General features: G+C 37.6%; 20 protein-coding genes. 6 read left to right on the forward strand and 14 right to left on the reverse strand.

The features are described 5' to 3' along the window. Nucleotides 1-81: 81 nt before the first annotated feature. The 12 genes from M2419_RS08910 to M2419_RS08965 form a co-directional block, all read right to left on the reverse strand. On the reverse strand, nt 82-597 hold the full coding sequence (locus M2419_RS08910; protein WP_259254801.1) for a hypothetical protein: 516 nt from the start codon (nt 595-597) through the stop codon (nt 82-84). A gap of 324 nt (nt 598-921) precedes the next feature. After that, nucleotides 922-1794 (reverse strand): restriction endonuclease, encoded by an 873-nt coding sequence (locus tag M2419_RS08915; RefSeq protein ID WP_259254802.1) that lies wholly within the window; start codon nt 1792-1794, stop codon nt 922-924. Nucleotides 1795-1887: 93 nt separating this feature from the next. After that, complete coding sequence (locus M2419_RS08920) at nt 1888-2421, reverse strand: hypothetical protein (protein ID WP_259254803.1); 534 nt, start codon at nt 2419-2421, stop codon at nt 1888-1890. 226 nt (nt 2422-2647) lie between these two features. Continuing rightward, nucleotides 2648-3517, reverse strand: coding sequence for a hypothetical protein (locus M2419_RS08925; RefSeq protein WP_259254804.1), 870 nt, complete (start codon nt 3515-3517; stop codon nt 2648-2650). A 136-nt stretch (nt 3518-3653) separates the two neighbouring features. Continuing rightward, a complete protein-coding gene (locus M2419_RS08930) occupies nt 3654-4574 on the reverse strand; it encodes a hypothetical protein (protein ID WP_259254805.1) in 921 nt (306 codons plus the stop codon). Nucleotides 4575-4590: 16 nt separating this feature from the next. Continuing rightward, nucleotides 4591-5715, reverse strand: a complete 1125-nt coding sequence (locus M2419_RS08935; RefSeq protein ID WP_259254806.1) for a ParB/Srx family N-terminal domain-containing protein — start codon at nt 5713-5715, stop codon at nt 4591-4593. After that, nucleotides 5684-6625: a DNA adenine methylase gene (locus M2419_RS08940; protein WP_259254807.1), complete on the reverse strand. Its 942-nt coding sequence runs from the start codon at nt 6623-6625 to the stop codon at nt 5684-5686. Before M2419_RS08940 ends, M2419_RS08935 begins: the two co-directional genes overlap by 32 nt. 33 nt (nt 6626-6658) lie before the next feature. Then, on the reverse strand, nt 6659-8230 hold the full coding sequence (locus tag M2419_RS08945; protein ID WP_259254808.1) for a hypothetical protein: 1572 nt from the start codon (nt 8228-8230) through the stop codon (nt 6659-6661). 68 nt (nt 8231-8298) lie between these two features. Beyond that, the gene (locus tag M2419_RS08950; RefSeq protein WP_259254809.1) at nt 8299-8538 is read right to left on the reverse strand and encodes a hypothetical protein; all 240 of its coding nucleotides are present in this window, start codon (nt 8536-8538) and stop codon (nt 8299-8301) included. A 579-nt stretch (nt 8539-9117) separates the two neighbouring features. Further along, the gene (locus tag M2419_RS08955; RefSeq protein ID WP_259254810.1) at nt 9118-9519 is read right to left on the reverse strand and encodes a (deoxy)nucleoside triphosphate pyrophosphohydrolase; all 402 of its coding nucleotides are present in this window, start codon (nt 9517-9519) and stop codon (nt 9118-9120) included. A 6-nt stretch (nt 9520-9525) separates the two neighbouring features. Further along, nucleotides 9526-10314 (reverse strand): HNH endonuclease, encoded by a 789-nt coding sequence (locus M2419_RS08960; protein ID WP_259254811.1) that lies wholly within the window; start codon nt 10312-10314, stop codon nt 9526-9528. Between the two features lie 235 nt (nt 10315-10549). Continuing rightward, a complete protein-coding gene (locus M2419_RS08965) occupies nt 10550-11167 on the reverse strand; it encodes a hypothetical protein (RefSeq protein ID WP_259254812.1) in 618 nt (205 codons plus the stop codon). 1002 nt (nt 11168-12169) lie between these two features. Here M2419_RS08965 and M2419_RS08970 point away from each other — a divergent pair. The 4 genes from M2419_RS08970 (at nt 12170) to M2419_RS08985 (ending at nt 18770) form a co-directional block, all read left to right on the forward strand. Further along, nucleotides 12170-12544, forward strand: a complete 375-nt coding sequence (locus M2419_RS08970; protein ID WP_259254813.1) for a hypothetical protein — start codon at nt 12170-12172, stop codon at nt 12542-12544. Nucleotides 12545-12560: 16 nt separating this feature from the next. Then, on the forward strand, nt 12561-16070 hold the full coding sequence (locus M2419_RS08975) for a SusC/RagA family TonB-linked outer membrane protein (RefSeq protein WP_259254814.1): 3510 nt from the start codon (nt 12561-12563) through the stop codon (nt 16068-16070). 69 nt (nt 16071-16139) lie between these two features. After that, on the forward strand, nt 16140-17489 hold the full coding sequence (locus M2419_RS08980; protein ID WP_259254815.1) for a RagB/SusD family nutrient uptake outer membrane protein: 1350 nt from the start codon (nt 16140-16142) through the stop codon (nt 17487-17489). A gap of 54 nt (nt 17490-17543) precedes the next feature. Next, complete coding sequence (locus tag M2419_RS08985) at nt 17544-18770, forward strand: hypothetical protein (RefSeq protein WP_259254817.1); 1227 nt, start codon at nt 17544-17546, stop codon at nt 18768-18770. A gap of 69 nt (nt 18771-18839) precedes the next feature. On the opposite strand, the gene M2419_RS08990 is transcribed toward M2419_RS08985, so the two are convergent. Next, nucleotides 18840-19064, reverse strand: a complete 225-nt coding sequence (locus tag M2419_RS08990) for a hypothetical protein (protein WP_159727089.1) — start codon at nt 19062-19064, stop codon at nt 18840-18842. A gap of 385 nt (nt 19065-19449) precedes the next feature. Beyond that, nucleotides 19450-19995 (reverse strand): hypothetical protein, encoded by a 546-nt coding sequence (locus tag M2419_RS08995; RefSeq protein WP_159727087.1) that lies wholly within the window; start codon nt 19993-19995, stop codon nt 19450-19452. A 540-nt stretch (nt 19996-20535) separates the two neighbouring features. Here M2419_RS08995 and M2419_RS09000 point away from each other — a divergent pair. Both M2419_RS09000 and M2419_RS09005 read left to right on the forward strand, forming a co-directional pair. Continuing rightward, nucleotides 20536-21444 (forward strand): hypothetical protein, encoded by a 909-nt coding sequence (locus M2419_RS09000; RefSeq protein ID WP_159727085.1) that lies wholly within the window; start codon nt 20536-20538, stop codon nt 21442-21444. 47 nt (nt 21445-21491) lie between these two features. Continuing rightward, nucleotides 21492-22502: a hypothetical protein gene (locus M2419_RS09005; protein ID WP_259254818.1), complete on the forward strand. Its 1011-nt coding sequence runs from the start codon at nt 21492-21494 to the stop codon at nt 22500-22502.

The following is a 22502-nucleotide window of genomic DNA, read 5'->3' on the forward strand; positions in this document are numbered from 1 at the left end:
CAGCCAGTATGGCAGTTGAATAACAGCTTTAAACGCACTACGCATCCCTAATTCTAATTCAATTTTGAGGGGTCAGCTTGTTCAAGTATATCCATTTAGCTCTATCGCAAAAGTTTTTGTGAGATATTCTAATTCTTCCATTAAAAAGGCCACTAAGACAGTTCGGATCTTTTCTATTTTATACTCTTTAGAATTTATAGATGCCACTAAGTACCTGTCTTTTGTTTCTTCCATCGGGGAAAGAGAGTTACGATCGTTGTTGACTGAGTAGATTTCTATCCTGTCGTTGTCCGAATCTGTATTAAAAAACAAGTATCTACTTTCATAAAAGGAGGCCGAGCCTACTTCATTTTTTAACTTCCCACATATCCGAAACGAAAAGTAGTCGGGCAAATTCCCGTCGGATTCATAGATAACATCTGAATTCTGATTAGCTAACAGGAGCACAAGATAAGGTGAGCGAATTACTTTTTTTATCTCATTTAGAATAGTATAGAAGTCTTTTCTATAAAATGGTGCAAACGCAATTCTAAATTCTGAAGGCTTATTACAGACCTGATGAAAGGTTTTTAGCTTGGCTTGAAGAGATTTATACATTGGGCATTTTGTTGATTTAGTTATATAATTTTAAGTTATTCATTATGACAATTAGTTGAAAGCCCTGTCAAGATAATAATTCTACTGGAGAAATAAAATTATAAACTCTAAGCCTGCTGGTCATACCAGGATTTTAGGTCAATGCACATATCAAAAGTGTCAAGATACTTTCCGAAGTGGTGGCTTATGGTTCATATAATCATTTGCGTCCACATATGAGTTGTAATTTTCTAACACCTGCGGTAGCACATATAACTGTCCAAAACTGTAAAGCTATAGACGTATAAGACCGTTGGAGTTATACTCATCATCAACTAAACTATCCTATTTATTAAACTTAATCGAACTGTAATCTGAATATTGGGTACTCGTAACGAATCGATCTGCAAATTCAATTATATATGTCTTTGTTATATTAGCGTTTATAAAATCACTTCGCCAGTCTTTGATATTATTCCTCAAATTTTCAAAACTAAGGTTCGTGAATTCTTCAAATTGCTGTTTGTTTATATTGATCGAATATAGAAACATAACATCTTTATAATCCGTAGATTCGTCATTCTTTTTTGCTGGTATAAAGACTTTTATATGTTCTAGATTTTCGAAATCACGGAATGATCTTCCTGTAGATTCAAACAGCTTTTTGAATGCGTGGTATTCGTAGTTTGCGTACCCTTCTTTAAAAACAATTCTCCGTTTCTTATAATCTGATTTTTCTTCATCAAAAAAGCTGCTATTCTGCTTGCCACGTCGTAAAAATTCGGATTTGGATAACTGTAGGCCTTTTATGTTCTGGTTAAGGAAGTAATCTGCGGTAATTTCTATTTCGTTCAGCTCATTTAATTCTAGAACGTCAAGTTTAAGATTGGAATATCTCACTCGGTTTTTGGCGGCCTGCGAGTAGCCCCTATTGGTAATTAAAAAGCCGAAGTTTGCATTGACATCCTGCATCATTCCTATAAAACTTTCGACCATCTTTATATTGATGTTTTTATTGTAGTATTTACAGTCAGCTATTCCCAAAATTTTTTTACCGGCCATATTATCTCGAATAGCAAAATCTATTTGACGCTCCGCTTTACTGTAAATACCTAAAATAAGGTCGTCAAAACTTATGTTACTTTCCGGAAATGCAATTGATAATGTGTCAAAAACTTTCTTTTCATAATCCTGCCATCTAAATTCTTTGGTTTCCATTTTCTTGTTTTCGATTGCCATTATAAAAATCCGTATAATAATATTAGGAGATAGGGGCTTTAATTAACCGATCTAAATTAATACTGTGTTATTTTAATTGTTTATGGTAAATCTTTTGGATTTCGTATATTTAAGTTTATTGAAACCTTCAATTTTATGCAAATTTATCATGTCATCTCTTAACGTTTGTTCTAATTCCCTTCTCAACTTTGCAACCAATTGATAGTTTTCTTTTGCATTGCTTATTAAGTTTTTGTCATTGGAATTTGCATCTATTTTTAAAAATAAATCGTTTAGATTTTCCATTTTTTTAACGGTATTATCGTTTATCCAAAGACTGTAAGACATTGCTAAATGTAAATTTTTGGAAAATTCATGAAATTTGTCCATTCCCTGGGAGAATATATAGTGATACGCACAATTATCATCGTCAAGTATTGTAGTTTTCATAACGGCAATTTGTGCCTCTAAATAACCGTATGCAATCATTCGCTTATCAAGAATCTTTTTATAAAATTCATTTTTATAATCTTCTCTTTTCAATCTGATATTAAAAAAGTATGTAACAATAGCCGAAACCAATCCTGCAATTAAAGTGCTAGTAAAAACAATTTGTATATTTTCCATTACCGTTTTTCACGAACATACGAATTCCAATAGGAAATATTAAATAGCTGTCGAAATATTCTGTCTGGAACGCTGGATAAATATGATTGAATTACCACCAAAAGTGGAAAGAGTCCATTATTCCGAAATACTCAATTTTTTTTAACACCGTCGGTTAATCATTAAATTTTCCCCTTCAATTAAGATGATGAAAGTCTTCAAATCAACAACCAAAACATACTTGCGTTTATATAAGTTCGTTACTTAACCCATCTAATGAATTAATGGAATCTTCAAGTCTCGCTTTTAAAGTTAATGCATCTCTTTTAGCATAATATAAATTATTACCAGACATATGATGCATGAGGGTAGTTATCTCTCTAATAATTAGCAATATTTTACTACCAGATACATTGTCATTTGAAGACAAATTTTTTATTTTATCAAATAGTGGTATAAAAAAAATTATATACATTTCTTGAAGATCCGCTTCTCCTGTTCCAATATATTTCTGAAATTCTTCCCAATATTTTGACATTACATTTCTAATATCGGGACTTAATTGAGGATCAGTTTTTAAATTCACAAAATTGCTATAGAATGCATCTATTTTTAATCTCAGATTTTCTTGTTCTTTGCCAAAATTTTCAATATTTTCTTCATTGGATCTAAATGCCATTTCAAGCAATTTAGATAGGAAATCAACTTTATTCAAAAAGGTTTTGTACTTTTTTATTGTTGCCTCACCATCCCCAAATTTATTCAAAAACGCATCAAATAAATCTTGTGAATCTACTCTTTGTAAACGGTCAATTTGATTTGACGCAAGTATTTCTACAACATAATATTTAAAAGGGTTGTTAATAATACTATTTCCTTGTTCAGTGTATTTTTCAGATTGATTTTTAGCTTGTATTATTACATCTTTTAAAAGTTCATTCGTCCATTTTAGGCGGCCTTCTAAATAATCCTTTCGTTTCTGGTCTTCTTTATCTTTATCCTTTTTTATTGTTTTTCTAAAAATATATAATGAACCCAAAATACCAATTGCCGATCCGATGACAGCGATAGTAAGGTCACTGAAGAATTGACTTTGTATAAAATCACAAATTGTCATAATACTTAAATAATAATTATTTGTACGAAATGGTTTTGTAGTTTCAAAATTGTTAATAATTCCTTTCCACCGTTAAAGTTGGGTTTCCTCTTGTTTTAAAAATTGAGAAATATTGACATGAGTTTGCTTATTCAATTTAATTCATATAATGACCCCTAATAGCATCTGTCCAAGTAGTCATTTTTATAACTATATCTTGATCAAGCTGCTCGGGTAAATAGTCTAGGATTCTGAAACGGTCGAAAACCAAACCAGCTTCATAGGCCCTTACATGAAAAATTTCCTTAGGGAAATATTGTGCGGTAAAGAACATTCTGACAGGGGTTAGCACAGGTTGGCTAGTAAACCATGTTTTACAAAATGCATCGGTATTTAGTTCTGACAAACGGTCACTCCAGCTGGTACCAGTCTTGCATTGACCAAATGCAATCATTTTAGAAGGCTGTTTATCTTTAAAACCTTTCCAGACAATTACGTCAACATTATCATCTTGGGGTTTGTGTCCGGGACGTTCGTGAATTTCTCCACCTTCACCGAGTAACTTAGCAATATCGCGTAATTTTTCCCTAAAACTTTTTGAATCTTCCTTACTCGTGCCGAGAATATCTACTTCTGCACGAAATCCGAAATAATTTTTTACTACTAGAGAGCAAAGATGCTCAAATAATAGTGAGCCATCGATATTCTCTTTTATCCGATCTTTACTCATATTGGCACGAGTAGCTAAAAGTAAGTAGGGATATACAACTACGCTATATTCGGATTTGGCAATATAACGTAAATTGTAATCATTATCTTCCAATTGAAATGGATATAAATTATCACCTACTTGAATACGGTAAAGGATTTCGGAAGAAATTTCATCTATTTTCTGTAAATACCTATCAGAATCATCATCGATCCCCATTATATCGTCCTCATCGGATATCATTCTAGATGGTTTCGTCAGAGTAAATAGATTCACATTACCATGTAAAATAGCATGATATTCGGCATAATCTGCCCAGTCCTGAGCAGATGTTCTATTAGTAGGAATTCCATTTGGAAGTTTAAACATAATCTAGGTAAAATGGTTAATCTTCGTCAAATAATCTTTTCTTTTTGCCCGTTTCCTTCAATGAGATATACTTTTTTTCCATTAAATCGTATAACTCTTCCGCCAGTTTTGCTATCGAAGCTGAATGCTTCATTAGACTTTCATCTTGTCCGTCAAAACCTTCAGTTTGGTAGGAATGAGCTTTTTGTAAAGCACGCTTAGCTTCCAATAAACTTTGTTCAAATGTTTCTTCTTTTGGTTGACTTATTTCATAAGCTTGATACAAAGGGACACCATCTCTTAATGCATGTATGGCCTCTCTATTTTTAAGAACAGCTTCAAGTCTGCGGATATCTGGGTTTTGCGATTGTACTGCTGCCGGTACATCCTGTTTCTTACTTCCATATATCCAAGTCAAGAGTTCTCCTAGTTCTTCTTTTTTATCTTCAGGAACAGGATTTGATTGATCTTCCGGAACGCCAGTTATACCGATATACTCCTTAAAACCTTCATATGTTAAGCCAGTATAAAGGTGAGAGAAATAAAGACGATTAGCTTGAATATCTGTTCGATTAAAAACTCCTAAACTTTCAGCTTGCTCTATAACTTGCAGTCCTTGATATAATTTTTGGACAGTTTTATGTGTATCACCAATTTGAGAGGCAATTTCCTCCAATGGTATATCAAACTCATTTTTTATTTGATTTATATATTGTGCTTTAGCATAACTGCCCCATTTTGCAGGGCCGTTGATATGCTTAAATCCAATAAATTTCCAAGCATCTTTACGATCATTAACAAAGATTACAGGAATTTGGTCAAGTGTTTTTCGAGCATCTTGGGAAATATTTAATGTATTTTTATTTATTCCAATGAAATCGGCTATTATCGGATCTAAAATACATTTAATTGCAGCAAGTCTTCTATTCCCTTCCAGTACAATATTTTTCCCATCTTCTAGAATAGCTATTAGGGGCTCATTAGTGAAAAATCCACTAGCTCTAATTGATAACACAATTTCCTCGACTCCCATTACATTCCATAGAATTTTAATGATTTCCTTTTCTGGAGTATTGGGTGTAGGAAGAAATTCAGCGATCCGAGGATTACGAAAATCGAAATGTAGCTGATCAGGCGATATGTATTGGATTTGCTGGTTCATTTTCTTGTAGATATCTAAAAATAGTTAAGTCACTTGAACGTCCATTGACAGTGATCTCTTTGCCTAAGTTAAGATTATCACTGAATATTAGCAATTCGCTTCCGAACTTTTTAGATTGTAAGGTATAATTAAGATCAAACTTTGCTAAACGATAATCTCTATATATTCTTTTAATCTGTTCAACATTATCGTATGAAATGAGCCATCTTAAATTTTGAGGAAGGCGGTAGACTTGTTGAGCTAAACTCTCATGTCCATCATGTCCATAATTATTCAGGTAAAGCTGTTTTCCCTTGTTATAATAGGGGGGATCTAAGTACAAAAAGCTATTATTTAGATCATTTGTGTAATGTTGAATATTACTAATGACCTCGGTCGCATCTTCATTCGTTAGATTAATGCGATCTGCATAATTACCGATTTTCTCTATGCGTTCAATCAAATTTAATTTATTGAAGCGTACGTCAATAAGATAATTACCAGTTTGCTCAAAACCACCAATTGGCCCTGCTTTAAAAATAATCCCTGATCTGTTCGTGCGGTTAAGAAAAAAAGTTGCAAAACCTAAATCAATTTGCTCGTTATCTCTTCCCCGATTAAATATTTCTTTTTGTCGGTGCCATTCGTCTAAATTAATAGGCGTGGTTTCTATTTTTTTGATGAAAGCATCAGTTTGATATAAAACAGAAAACCAAAAAGAATATATACTATAATCATAATCATTAATATGAATACGATCAAAGATATTGTTATACAATAAGTTTAGAGCGGCCCCAGCTCCACCCGCATAAAGCTCAATATACCGACCTCCAATTAACTCATTTTGTTGAGCTAATTGGGTAATAAATTGTGTTAAACACGCTTTGCCGCCTGGATAACGCAGGGGGCTTTGTCCTCTTGGATTTGCCAAAGTTCGTTCGTTTAAGTGCAAAAATAATATATCTTAGATATTTTTGCTTATATTATTTGATAAAGCTTCAAAAAGAGGTGAGAGAGTAGACCACGCTCTTCTATTTACATTCAAGTCCACCATATAATCTATATTATGAACTGCTAAATCTAATCCATTTTTTACGTTTTCTAAGAAATCCGTTATATTTTTTATTTTTGATGGGTCTGAGATTAATTTCGCGAGTTCTTGATTTTTGATATAATCCAACATTACTTTTAAGCCCGCTAGATAATTTTTGTCTCCATCAAATTTCAAAATACGATGTATTTCAACTTCAATTTCTTGATCTTGAATTTTATATTTCCCTTTAAGCAAATCTACTAAAGTTTTAGTTTTTGCTCGATTGTTTTTTAGCTTTTCAATATTAGTTTTTTCTAATATTACATGCTTTAATTCACATTTTTCGATATAAAAATACAGTACTTGTTCCAAATATGTTCTTATAAGAATCGCAAAAGAATAGTGTCGATCAACTGGTAAACATTTGAGCTCATTAAATAGCAAATCCAATTTTTCATTTTCAAATGTAAGATAATAATCTCTCGGAATTATAAAATTTCTGATGGCGGAACTTTTAGATAAAGTACTTTTTCTTCGAGTGTTAGTATTGCCCTTCCTTTGTTCTAGGTTTGAATTTTGTTCAGACGATTTGCTCTTTTCTGTATTATCATCCGTCTCTTTTACATTTAAATCAAAGGTTGGATCATTGTAAAGGTCTTTAATGTAATCAGTTTTTTGGTCTTCCTTATTAAAGTCTCGTGAGAATCGTTCTGAATCTAAAAGTCTTTTAAATATTACTAAAAGTCTCTTTTCAAACTCTTCTCGAGGAAATTTTATTATAAGCTCACCGTTATTATCATCAAAATCTATCCCTAGGAATTTTTTACCTCCTTCAAAGTTGTAAAACCTTTCTAAATTGGTGAATTCAAAGCTTCCTATATCAATTGAAATTCCATCTTCTCGGTTTAAAATATCTTGCCCCTCTAAAAAAAGATTATAAGCTCTTAGTGGTTTTAGTACTTTGGCTTTTGATTCATTTAAGACTTCACAGATGTCCTCGATAGACAATCCATCTTCATAATACATTTCGGCAACAAAAACATACTGGTTTCCAGTTTTCCATTTTTCCAAAGAGAGTCCATTATGGCGGCTATAGATTATGGGATTAGCTAATAATCTATTAGGAGCAATATAGCATCGTAGTTTTTTTTCTGCAGGAAAATTATTTTTAACAAGGTTATTTAACAGTATATTAGCCTTAATGTTAGAGAGATATTTTTTAGGATCCTGAAGTACCTTTAATGCAGCAGTGCGTCTGTTTCCTTCAAGAACAACTTTTTTGTTATTTTCAATACATATAATAGGCGCTTCACCCACAAAATATCCTTCTTCAGATATCTTTTTTGCAAGCTCATAAACTTTTTCATTTTTTATTAAAAAATCAATAATTTGTTTTTGATTTAATGGAGATCCTCTATGTTTAAGACGAGGATTATTTACATCTAAATTCAGCGAATTCAATTTATATTCAAATTCCTCCCATTGTGTATAGTCTATGTACATAATTTAAATTAAAAATAAACGTCTCTTTCCAATAATTTTTGATCTTAGAAATTTTATAAAAGCTGATATTATTTATATACTATCCCTTTATATTCAACTTCTATAATTTTATCTTTATTGTGATTAAATACTCTGGTCGCCTGAACTTCGTCTGATTTAATTGACACTTCTCCTCTAATATATCTTTCTACTAAAAGAAGATTTTCAGCTATTTTATTAACTAAATTCTCAGGGATTTCTATTAAAACTTTTTCATCTATCAAATCTATAACTTCTTGGATGGTTTTAACTTTTGCTATTGAATTCATTTCTAATATTCTTTAAATATGACTGTATTGTACATTTCTCAAATGTGATTTAGGATTCTCCAATATGGTTAGGAAATTACAGGATAATTTGATAGACAATTTCAATCCAGCTATTACAATAATACAGCTGTCATAATTAAACTCTTTTTTGCTTAAAAATCTAGATATGTAAAATGAATTCCAAGCCATTTCTCTTAGCGATAGTTTGCTCGGAATAATTTTTAGTAACGATCCTGTTAAAAACAATTTGTCCCCAACTAACAAGGCTCCTCTAGAAATTTAAAAAATATACTGTTATTCCTCGATCTGTTTATATAATGGCATTTTAAATAGTTTTTAATACTATTCATGACTCAAAAACTTTCTCCAATTTCATTTGCTTCTCACATTCAAGTGTAGAATCTAAGAGTGCTAGGTTATACTGCTTTTGTAGAAAGATACACTTTTTTTCTTAATTTTTCTCTGTTTAAGTAATATTTTTTTCTAAACTTATATGTTGCTGAGTTTTGCCAAACAGTATAATCGCTCGCCATTGCGATTCGAGACTGGGGGCGTTTATCTGGAATTGCGTTGCCAATGCTATTTTATTTGAGAGTACATTTCAATCAATTCCTTCGCAATAGGAACATCAGCAGGAGAGAGTTCCCAATTTAATAGATCACTGACCTTTACCCATTCAAGCCTATCATGATCTGTGCACTCTACCACAGTACCGCTAGATTCACAAATGAAAGAAATCAACTCGATAGCGCCTTTATCGTAATGATGTACAGTATCGAAAAAGTGTTGTTTAATTTCGACCTTCAAGTTGAGTTCTTCAATCAGTTCACGGAGCAAAGATTCTTCGTAAGATTCCGAGCCTTCGACTTTACCTCCTGGGAACTCCCAATAGCCGCCTAAAGATTTTTCAGGTTTTCTTCTACAGATTAATACTTCATCGTTATAAAATATGATCCCACAAACTACTTTAGTTATATCCATGATCAATTAGTTGATAGTTTTAAGCAATAGGTGCAGTTCATCTAAGCTCAATGTTTTTTTCTTGCGTCGATGTATCATGGAGTGGCAGTTGGGGCACAGTACAATCATATCGGTTTCGGCATTAACTATTCTCTCACCCTCACCATCTGATAATGGTTTCGTATGATGGACGTGTATAAATCCGGCTCCCCATTCACCGTATACTTTTTCAAAATTGAAGCCGCAGCCCATACAATTTAGTCCATGTATTTCAATGGCTCTTTCTCGGAGCTCGCGATCTCGCTCATACCTTGTTGAATAAGATTGCTTAGGATCACCTTCTACCGCGCTGGTGTAAGCATCCGTAGTACCCTGCGCATTATCGTTTGTTGCATTAAAGTCACTCAGATCTGATAATGAAATGATTTTGTCAAATGTTGCCTTATCGATTTCTCTTACGCCATCTCGCCAATAATTTTTAATTTTTACGGATGGTATTGATTCTAAAAACGTACCATTTTGTTTAGCTAAAACGGGGGATGAAAAAGGCTTAAAATTGACTATCTCTGCATAGTAATCATTTTTTTTTGAATCGTTATCCTGTTTGACGTCCCCAATTTGCGCAATTCCAAAGTAATGTGCTGATGCGGTCATACGCTTGGATACAAATGACCGATCTTTCATTAGTCCTTTATAATAAATAACGATCGTTCCTTTTGTTAAATATTTTAAATAGCGTTTTGGGAAGTGATATTCTCTTCCTGTGTTATCCTTCCATTGGGAAACGTCATTTTCCGTAATTACAACGTAATTCATTAAATATTAAATAAACTTAAATAGTAGTGGGAGGAGTATTGTCGTCGCTAGGTCTAACAGATTTTATAATATCTCTTAAAATATCGTTTTGCTCCCGTAATGCAGCGGTGTGATCACGTTTGGCGATAAGATATCTGTCAAGGAGACTTGAAAGAACCAGGTACAGCCCGTAGAGACAGATTGCAATAAATCCTCCGTAAATGAGGTACATGAATAATCCGAATGAGAACATATTTTATAGTTTATTGGTTAAGGTATTTTTGCTTTCAAAATCTTTAAGCCATACAGTATCCACTTTCTTAATTGCTTTCCTTATGGTGTGCTCAGGTACCTCCATCTTTAACTCATAAATGGCCTCACCGCGATTTCTTGGGTCTTTATCATATGCAGATTTCCTAAAAGTATTAGTGTTCTTTACTAATCCCTTTAATAAACCACTCGTCCAATCGATAGAAGTTTCTAAATTTAGAACTGGCGGCAGTTTAGGAATTATGTCAGAATTGACAAATCGAGTGCCCTTTGGGAGATTTTTTATAATGATTATAACGTAGGCATTTATAAAACTGGAGATTACATTGGTTTTTTCATTTGTTGAATTATGTTGTATATATTGTTGCGTTTTAATGTTAACTGTATTAAGCTCAAATGGATCAAAATTGTCATCAATAAAATCTTCAATAACTCTATTAAATATTTTAGATATATAATAAGCAGTTTCTAACGACACTTTTTTCTTTAAGGAAGAGTATTTGATATTATATTGTTTAAGTAAGTTGTCGATATCGGTCGCAGAAAGACCTAAATGCTCTCTTGCAGTTTCAACATTTTTTAAGAAAATAAAAGGTATATCCATATTGTTTAAATAGAGTGATTTCCATTTTTTTAATATTGTTTTGAAAAATGGAAATGATTGTTTATATTTGCTTTATAATAAATGCGACAACAAGTGTGGGAGCAGTCCTACACTAACGATGTCTCTCGTTTGAGAAAACCGGCAAAATTTTACCTGCGAGAAGACTGCGAGTTCGCCATTCTATTGGATTATTTTTATCTTTACTGATATTTAATAGCCAATAGGGCGAGCTTTGCATCAGTCTTTTTGGAGGTGAAGCAGAAAAATCTCTTGTAGATTATACTGCCAAAGGGTTTCCTGCCGGTTTCCCTCAACCATATAAGCAGCAAGGTTCGCCCTATTGGTTTCTATCAATCTGAGCTTCCTTAAACTTTTCGAGTGTCATCGTTTTTATAACCAATAAGATTATGAAAAAACGATTTAAACACCGTCTAAAATGCCAGGCTTACCTCAAGGAGGTTCGCACAAGGTTTTCAAATTCAATTTTAATAAGCAAGATTATTCGGGCTCCAGAATAATCGATTAAAAACAGTATAAAACCAAAATAGGGGATAGCGGCATCCGCAAAATAGTTCGTGCCGAACAGGTAAGCACTAGAAAGGCCCTTAGACTAGGTTTTCCCGATCTGTATTCATAACACTACACCCTTAATTTTGTGTAATTAATAAAATTGCTCTTACGAGACTTTGAACACCTTAAATGTAGCATTTTTATTTCTAAACAACAAAATTAAATACTATAATTTTGTATTGTTATTCTATACTAAATAGGTCGGGTTTTTATTTCTTTCCGAGAGGAAGCGCCATAAAGACCCCTAATGATGACTTGTAACCAATTTGCGGGCGCTTTGCGGAACTGTTAATTTTTTCTTGTTGTACAAGCAGTTTTTAAAAAATGCTGCACATGACAACCCTTTTTTATGCGGAAAAATCGCAACTGGGGAAGCTATGCCCTTTTCAAAAATTACGGCAGGGCTCAAGTCATCTTTATTGAACCTATAAAATGAACCAAAAATATTCAAATGTGCTAGCCCTAGAACTGGCACTCTATGAAGTACATGATACTGGATATGATCCTATCCAAAAAATTACCGACTTCTGGGAAAAGTATGACCTCATAAGTATTCAGAATACAATCAACCTGTTATTAAAAAATCACACGGATACGAACTATATGAATGAAATCTATGTAGTCAGTCATAAACAGGTTTTTTCAGCGGATTTGTTTCGTTTACTGGTCGCCTATTTTATGGCGCATACCAATCCCGTTGCAATCGATAACATCGATATTTCCGATGCGGAGACCACCCAGCTCAGTAGGCAAGAACTCTCGATCACGAAAAGGATTCATGATCTTTTTGAACGCATAGCAGACTAACCTTAACAATAAGCAGATGAAACACAGATCAAATCTGATGGCTGCCTTATTGGATAAGGTAGCATATCTGGCAGCTACAAAGAATGCTGCAAATAATAATTTAAAAAAAGTGGCATTTACGTGGGGTAAAAAGCACCCCTTCGATTGTATAGTATATAGCTTGAGGCAGATGATGTCGGCATGTACCCCTGTGCCGATGCCAAAGAGCGTAAAGGGAATGATACAGTTTTCACTGAATCTATACTTTTTAGTTTTCAATGTCATTATTTGTCTTTTAAAGGCATTGAAGAACAAACAAGCCCTATTTATGCTGGCTTGTTTGTTTCATATGTTTAGTTTATCAGCTCAGACGCCCCGCAAGGACAGCGGGGCGGAAGGGCTATTGTCAGTTAGCGGTACTGTCGTGTCATCCACTGATGGAAAACCCATCCAAGGGGTTTCCATTCGAGTAAAAGGTGAAAAGGGTAGGGCTTCGTCCAAAAATGACGGCTCCTTTTCTCTCCATACCTCAAATCCGAAAGGCACAATTTCATTCTCCCACATGGGATTCAAGCAATTAGAACTGCCTTATGTTGCTGGGGTATCATTGAATGTAAAATTGATACCGATAGAGAATCAATTGGACGAGGTGGAGGTAGTTTCTACGGGTTACCAAAGGATTCCGAAAGAAAGGGCAACGGGGAGTTTTGAGTTTGTGGACAATAAGCTACTCAATCGCAAAGTGTCAACAGATTTTATAAGCAGGCTGGAGGATGTTGTACCTAGTATTACCTCGGTCAAGACATTTGCAGCCGGGCGCGGCAATTATCCAAATATTTATATCCGTGGGAATAGCACAATCGGCCCCAATCGTTGGCCCTTGATCGTGCTCGATGGGATGCCTTATCAGGGTGATTTTAATAATATCAACCCCAATGATATCGAGAATATCACCGTGCTCAAAGATGCTGCAGCCGCTTCAATCTGGGGAGCGCAGTCTGGAAATGGCGTTATCGTCATCACCTCCAAGAAAGGTGTGCTCGAACGTCCTTTTGAACTGTCTTTGAATTCGAATCTGACAATAGCTGCCAAACCTGATCTCTACTATCAACCGCAGATGAATTCTTCGGATTTTATTGATGTAGAAAAGGCCCTTTTCGATCAGGGGTACTATGACTGGATGTTTAATGATATCTGGAATAATTTTAGCCCCGTGGTACAGATCCTTCGGAAACAGCAGCAGGGAAATCTTACGGAACAGGAAGCTACTGCTCAGATCGATCGGCTGCGCAACAGCGATATGCGGAATGATTTTGATAAATACATATATCGAAATGCAATAAAGCAGCAATACAACGTCCAACTCAGTGGGGGAAGTGCTAAAGTAGCCTCATTATTTTCTGTAGGTTTCGACAAAAATAAAGGTGGAGTGGTGACTTACGGCAATGATCGGATTTCGCTCAGGAGCAGTCACCTTTATCGTCCATTCAAAAAGATGGATATGCAAGTGGCAATTCAGTACGTTGAGAATAGAAACAGAAAGAGTGATGCACCATTAGAATATAATAGCTTGGGTAATGGTTTTGGCAACTATCCCTACATGCAACTAGCAGATCAGAACGGTAAGCCCCTACAGGTTGAGACCGTAGGCATGAATCCGATATTCCGGGATACTGTCGCCGGAGGTAGGCTCCTGGACTGGAATTATAGACCGTTAGCTGAATTAAATGAAACGTATAACCGTCGGACGAACAAAGAGGTGGTACTTGACTTTAATCTAAATTATGAGATCATCACTGGATTGCGGGCTTCGCTCTATTACAGCTATCGGAATAATAATGGTCTTGAAGAAACCTACAGAAGTAAAAACAGCATCAGCATGCGCGAGTTGATCAATTATTATGCTTCTTGGGATAATGAAAAGGTGAACTTTGCGGTGCCCGTAGGTGACTTCTATCAGCCGTTCAACCATCTGGGCCAGGCACATCAGGGTAGGGCGCTGCTTTCATTTGATCGGAGCTTTGCTGATCGGCATCGGCTGAATATGATTGCAGGAGTAGAGGTTAGGCAAAACATCGAGCGTTCTTCTTCCAATGCCTATTATGGTTTTAACCCCGAGACTTATGCCTATGTCAACGTGGATTATACACGCAATTATCCTTATCTGAATGGGATGGCAGGGGAGTTGACCATTCCGGACTATAATGTGCTTACTAAACTGACCAATCGGTATCGCTCGTATTATAGCAACCTCGCCTATACGTATTTGGATAAATACGTGCTCTCAGGGAGTTTTAGGAAGGATGGTTCAAACCTCTTTGGGGTGAAATCCAATAGTAAAGGACAGCCTTTTTGGTCTGTTGGCTTAGCATGGGTGATGTCAAAAGAATCATTTATAGGGTTAAAAACGACTGACTACCTCAAACTGCGTGCTACCTATGGGTATAATGGTAATGTGAATAATAATACCTCGGCTTATCCGATAATCAATATTCAGACAACACCGCACTTTATCACTGGGCAACCCTATGCTACCATGCAATCGCCGCCTAATCCCAGTCTACGGTGGGAAAGGGTCGGTACATTGAACCTGGGGCTGGACTTTTCTTTTCTCAATAATCGGCTGAGCGGAGCAATGGAATATTATGATAAAAGGCCAAAAGATCTGATCGCCTCTTCCCGCATAGACCCGACATCTGGTTTTAATAGCCTCGTTGTCAATAGTGCCGATCTGCATGGCAGAGGAGTAGATCTATCCATTAATTCGGTCAATATCAAAAAGAACAACTGGCAATGGTCTTCTAATCTTGTATTCGCTTACAACCGGACCAAAGTGGCTAAGTCATACATTGCTAACCCTACGGCCTCCAACTTTATCGGTGGAGCATTTGGCAATTTGATGACGCCCGTAGAGGGGGCTGATCTGTATACGGTATATGCCTACAAATGGGCCGGTCTTGATCCAGAAACAGGGGAAGCGAGAGGTTACGTAAATGGGGAGATTTCGAAGGATTATAGCCAAATTTTTAACAATACGACGGTATTTGACCTGGATAGTCATGGTACGGCAATGCCTGTCTACTTTGGCTCTTTGCGTAATAATTTGAGCTGGGGTCCGGTGGAATGCTCATTCAATATTGCTTTTCAGCTCGGGCACGTATTTATGCGAAGTACATTGAATAATACCCGACTGATCTCAGATCGGGTAGGCCATGCAGATTATGCAAAAAGATGGCAGAAACCGGGAGATGAAGCTTTTACTGATGTACCGGTATTTACATATCCTGCAAATTATTATGCAGATTACTTTTACGAAGCATCTTCGCCACTCGTAGAAAATGCAGGGATCATCAAATTGAGGGATATTCAGCTGACCTATCATTTACCATCGCTGCAGCGACTTAAATATAAAAGTGCTTCGGTATACGCCTATATGGCAAATATCGCTACACTATGGCGGGCTAATAAGTTGGGAATAGATCCTGAATTTGGCAGGAGCAGCCCTGACCCCTTGGCCGTTTCACTCGGTGTTAACTTAAAGTTTTAGGGACAAAAAATCGTGTATCGAATATTTTTTTTGTTCATAACATATTGTAAGATATATAATTAAAGGAATATGTTTAAGAGATTATTTAAATGGATGGTTTCCTCATTTTTGCTGCTATCGAGCTGTAACAACTATTTGGATTTAAAGCCCGACGCCAAAATGGTTATCCCCAAGACATTGGAGGACTGTGAGCTGCTGCTCAATGATTACAGTAGCATGAATACCAAGTATCCCAGTTATGGTGAAGTGGCTGCGGACAACTATTACCTGACTTCATCCTCATGGAAGGCTATTTCTGATATTGACGAACGTAACGTATACATATGGTCGGATGAACCGATTGTATCGACCAACCAGTGGCAGGGCCCCTATAAAGCTATTTACCAAGCGAATCAGGTTTTATCGGTATTGGCAGAAATCACAGATCGTTCAGGTGATCGATGGAAGGTATGTAACGCGGCCGCACTTTTCTTTCGGGCATTTGCTATGCAGCAGTTGATGCAGGTGTTTACACCGCCTTACGACAAGGACACTGCGCCCGAAGCCCTCGGCTTGCCGATAAAGCTTTCGCCGAACCTGGATGAGCGCTCGGTAAGGGCTTCGCTCTATGAAACCTGCCTGCAGGTTATAAAAGATTATACAATTGCAGCGCGTGATTTGCCTCTGCAGGCAGAAAATAAAGGTTTGCCCGGTAGGGCAGCAGCCTACGCTGGCTTGGCCAGACTTTATTTGGAAATGCAAGATAATGAGCGCGCATTTCAATATGCAGATTCCGCGCTAGCCCTGCAGCCTACACTGCTGGACTATAATAGTCTCAATGCTACTGCCAGCCTGCCGTTTGCAAGATTCAATGCTGAGGTACTCTTTCCGGCAACGAGTTCTTCCAGCTATGCCTTGGGACAGAGCTATGCACTTGTGGATACGACGCTCTTTAGGAGCTATGCGACAAATGATCTGCGACGAGGCCTCTTTTTCAGACAGACTGGCAATGGTATGGTGTTCAAAGGCTCGTACGATAATTCACTATCGGGAATATTCGTGGGCCTCACAACGGCCGAGATGTATTTGACAAGGGCAGAAGCTGCCGCACGCCTCGGCCAGCTTGATCTGGCAACCGAGGGCCTAAATACTTTCCGGTCGGTTCGCTACAAGGCGGGCAGTATAAACCCTTTCGAAAGTACCAATGCCGCCGCGCTGCTAAATGAGGTGCTTCTAGAGCGGCGGAAAGAGTTAATTTTTAGAGGGCTGCGCTGGGCAGATCTAAAAAGGCTCAATCAAGAGGCAAGCTCTGTGCAGACACTGACAAGGATGCTAGATGGAAAGTCATATACGCTGAAGCCTGGTAGTAAAAAGTACACAATATTGATTCCCCAAGTAGCCATCCAAGAGTCGGGTACGACGCAGAATGCCCGTGATTAAACCTGTATTATATAGTTAATGTTGAGTTTCTAAAATAATATAAATCAAGAAGTAATGAAAAGAAATATAATGAAAGTAGTTTTGTTTTCCATAATGGTGTTATTGCATTTAAACAATGCATTTGGGCAGAGTAGAGGCTTAAAGGTAAATGACAAAATGCCAAAGCTAAATAAAGTTGAGTTGGTCGACAGCAAGATTGAGCTGAGTAAAAACCCGTCGGTTGTAATCTATGATTTCTTCGATACCTATTGCGTCAGCTGTATCGAAAGTATGCCCAAGCTCAAAGCCTTACAAAAGAAGCTGGGAGCTGAAGTGCAAATTTATATGGTGACCTGGCAGGATAGGGCAACCATCGAAAAATTTTACCAAAACAACAAGTTTCTGAAAGAAAAGGACGCCATCCTGCCGACGATTATAAATGACAAACAGCTTAAAGCGCTATTTCCGCATGCCGGAGTTCCTCATGTAGCTGTCGTAAAGAATGGTATAGTCCGTGCTGTCACCTTTAGTGATTTTATAACGGTAGAAGGAGTAAACGAACTTGTGCGTAAAGATCATATAAAGGCTTCGCTGAAAGATGATTATATGGAGCTTTCAGATGTGAAAAACGATGCCAGCGATGGGATTGCTTCGGTTCTACTGAAGGGCTATTCGGAAGACTGGCCACAATGGGAAGGTATTCAGGAAACGAAGACAAGTGCTGGTACAACGAAAATTACACTTTCCAACAATGGTATCTTACGAACTTATAAGGCTCTGTTGAGCCGTATCAAAAAGCCACAGTACCTTTTGGGAAATAATCGTATCATCTGGGATAACGTAAATAAAGATGTGTTAGATTACCCCGAAAATACGGGCGGGATTCAAAAATGGCTTACGCAATATGGAATTTGCTACGAGCGGAAAAGTTCGATACCGATGGATAGTATCGCCCTAACGCATGCGGTAATCAATGATTTAAATCTTTTCTTGGGTTTGGATGTTCGCTTTGAAAAACGGATAATACCTTGTCTGATTCTTCAAGAGGACAATACAGGCCCTCGTGCTGTTGTTGATCCGAATGATATTCGGCAGGGCATGGAGGGGACTGGCGTATTAGCGTTTTTAGTAGACTATAGTGGCTTATTTCCGCCGGTCTATGATGAAGTGAATAAAAAAGATCGGATTAAGTTAGGCGATTTTACAAACTTGGAAGAACTCAATCAACAGATGCAGGGACAAGGGTTAAAGTTTGTAGAAGGTGAGCGGGAGATGGAAGTGCTGGTAGTCTCAAAGAAATAAATCTATGTATATGTTAAAGCAGAAACGGGGGATTATTTCCCCCGCTTTAATCTATGGTGCATTACATCCTTATGGAGTACTTCTCAATCTGACGTTTGAGGAAGTACTATTATTTTGGAGCGCCACAATCATTTCATTTTTTAGTGAATCTGTAAGGTCTGGCTGTCCACTACCGTTGTCAGTAGCATTTACAGCACAAATCTTAGTTGATCCACTGCAGGAAGGTGTTGCCACACTGCTGTAATGCGACGGATTTGTCGGATTACCCCCTGCATTTAATTGAAACCATGCCATGTTGCAAAAATTTAAATTAGTCAATTCTTGTTTATTAATCAGCTACATCCAAGATGTATCCGGTTTCACAGATTCTGCCGGGCAGACCGAAACGCCTTACTGTGCCAGTCCTTTTCGATTATTGCTATACCATACCGACACACGGGAATAGGGCAAATTTTCTTTTGTGCTGTTTCATAATCTTGTTTTTTATTGGGCTTTTCGGATTAAGCTTCACCTGTACATATTACTTTCTTCGATTAAGCTGAATGGCATTGTTTTGCTGTCTCCGAGCTGCTATTACAAAGTTCAAGCACAGCCCATTATCTATATTGGGATTTTGAAGGCTAAGTTTTGTGTTTACAACGACAAAAGATTTTGACGGGATGCCCAAAAAATTGGGCTATTAGCAATCATGATCCCGCAAAAGGCGGCGGAGCAATTCGCTGCTGATTCCCATAAACCGGGCCAGTTCATGATGCTTCACGTAGCTTCTAAGATCGGGGTATTTGTCAAATACAAAATCGTACTTATCCTGATTGTTTAACGATAATAGCTTATGTCGATAATCGAGATAGGTCTGTTGTTTGTCTGTGAGATTGGCATACAGGTGAAAGACTTTCGAGTTGTGCGCATTTATTTCCTCCAGTTGCCGGAGCGAGGTACGGTAGGTACAGCAGTCACTTAGTGCGGTAAACTGATAGCGGTGTTTATGGTTGGGGATCATCAACGATTCGCCAGCTAGGGCATAGCGCACAGGACAGGTCTTCTCATATTTCCCAAAGATGCCGTCAACGATCAGATAAAGCTCGCCCCAGTCGTTGACGAGCCGTTCGCCCTGCATAAAGCGCTCTTCTTCAAATACCGATGACAGCTCGGGGATCTCAGCCTGCCAATTAGGGTTAATATCCCTAAAAAAGGGATCGAGCAGGTATTCTTTATTTTTCTTCATAATTAAGTATTTGGCAGTAATTGTTCGTTTAAAATAGGCCGACAATTTATTAAACTCAGCTGGTGAAGTCAATTTTTGGGAAATAAATGGTTTAACTGGGGATGAACGCTGCAATTACAGGGACAAATTTAGCTTTCAACATTTGATCGCTGTGCAAAATCCCTTTTATCCCAGAGAAAGACTTTATTTCCCATTTATTTTTTGTTTAAAAGGCAATTTTCATCTTTGTCACGCTGGCCAGCAAATGGAATAAGAAATGCTCTTAACGGAGCAACGGGAATGACCTGACCCGGATGGTTACAGGTCGACGACCTAAAGATAAAAATGGAAATAGAAATCGAAGTAGCGGAACCCATCGTCTTTGTCGGAAGCTCCATTATGGAATTCTTCTCCGAAGACCCACCACTGATTGATCTGGGCGATGACAAATGTTGGCCCGAATCATTTTAAGCGGGCGGAACTGCTAATCCTGCAAACAGGAAGGCCGGTAGGCCTTCCTGATCTTAAAGTCGTCTATTTTAACTCCTTTAAATCAATCTTATGGATACCCAACAGACCAAAAACCTGCACCGTCTCATGTGGCTGGCCAATGTACAGCAGTTTTACCCGGATAAAGCATCTGAACAGTTATGGAAAGATTATACAAGCTGGCTTAAAAACAGGAATCAGTTTCAACACCTATATAAACGCTATCCTCTTCATCAATTACCTAATTTCGATCCTTTGCTAATGGACATAAAACCTGCAGGAGGTATACTCATTTCCTTTCATTATGGCCCTTACAGATTACTACCTAAGTTTCTGGTCAAGTGCGGTTATCAGATTACGCTGCTTGCCGCGGCATCTATTCTGGAGCGCGAAGCTGAATACTATGATGCCGAGCTCCGTAATGCGAAGCTGCCTAGCGAAATGCTGCAATGTATTGATGCCAATAACTCCTATTCGCTCAGAAAGATTTTGTCGGCAGTAAAGGAAAAACGGCTTGTACTTGTTTTTATGGATGCCAACGAAGGGCAGCGTGTAGATCACAGCGATAGCAATAAATTGCCCGTCCCTTTTGCTGCGCACTATTTCTGCTGGCGGACCAATATTTTAAAGCTCGCGACAAGATTCCGTATCCCGGTATACTGCACCTATATGGAGCGCTGCGAAGAGGAGATACCCTGGGCTGTCCATCCATTTGTGCCTATTTTGACCGATACGAAACAACCTACTGCAGCGGAAATGATGCATGCTTTTTCAGGGCTTCAGCTCAGCTTTCAGCAGATGATGAACCAGGGGTGGATATATTGGGAGAATTGGGCTTTTATCCATCAGTACAATGGCGATAAAGCGAATACTAGCCGGGGGATAGCAGCGTCGGGAAGCTGGGTCTTACCCCTGGAATATCAACAGCAAAAATATCTGTTCGACATTCGGAATAGACAGTTTTTTCAGATTAAAGCTTGATTTCTTTAAAGTTAATTGTTAATTTAGAGGGAATAAAATGTTAATATATGAAACCTAACCCTACTCTAAATGCGATTCATAATAGTTTATGGATGCGATCGGCTATGGCGGCAGGGCTGATGATAATCGGTCTAACACTGATTAATGCCACAAAAATTCATCGTTTTACACCATTAAGCTATAGTGTGTTCTTATTTCCTTATTTGATTTATTTTTTACTGCTCTATTTGGGATATCGGACTGCCCTAGGGAAGCAGCGCCATCGCTGGCTCGGCTATGGGCTAATAATCCTTGCTGTTCTGACAGTCTATCACGTCGTTAAATTTTACTTTTATGGTCTGGTACCACAATTTATGGATGGTTTTTCGGCGCCATGGTTGCCCGCGCATAAACCGGTGCTGATCAGTAAGATCATTGGTGGTCTGTTGTTTTTTGTCGCAATATACCTGACCGACTACCTCACCTGGGAAAGGTACTACACCGGCCTTAAATTTCGGAAGGCTGAAATGCAGATTAAAAATATATCGAATGTGCAATTGCTGTCAGGCCATTTTTTGGGCAACGTCTATGATCTGTTGCAGCCCAGGAGCAAGCGCATCCGCAGCAGGAGCCTGGTGTTCTTCCAGTACGTCAGCAACAAGATCGCAAACCCAACGGTATTGGTACCTCTTGGGGAGGAATGGGCATACACGAAAATATTGATCTCTTATTCCAGCAACAGAAATTTTAAGATCAAAGGGGAGGAGCTTATGGATAAAAAGCTCTTGAACAGATCTGTCCCCACGCTCACCATCATGACCTGGATCGAGAATGCGGTGAAGTATAGCCCCGATGATCCAGATGAATGGATCGAAGTAAAATGGATTAAGGTATCGGAAGGTATGCAGCTGCAGATCCATAACCGTGTTGCGGCAGCTGATGTGAAAAAAGGAACGGGCAAGGGCCTGGAACTGGTCAACAGATTATTTGAATCGATGGAAAATCAGCTCATTGAGCTCGAGTATATGGTGGCATATCAGGAATATTTTATAGTGAAACTGACTTTCAAAAACCAATAA

It is taken from the genome of Sphingobacterium sp. BIGb0116 (genome assembly GCF_024808035.1).
GTDB classification, from domain to species: Bacteria; Bacteroidota; Bacteroidia; order Sphingobacteriales; family Sphingobacteriaceae; genus Sphingobacterium; species Sphingobacterium paramultivorum.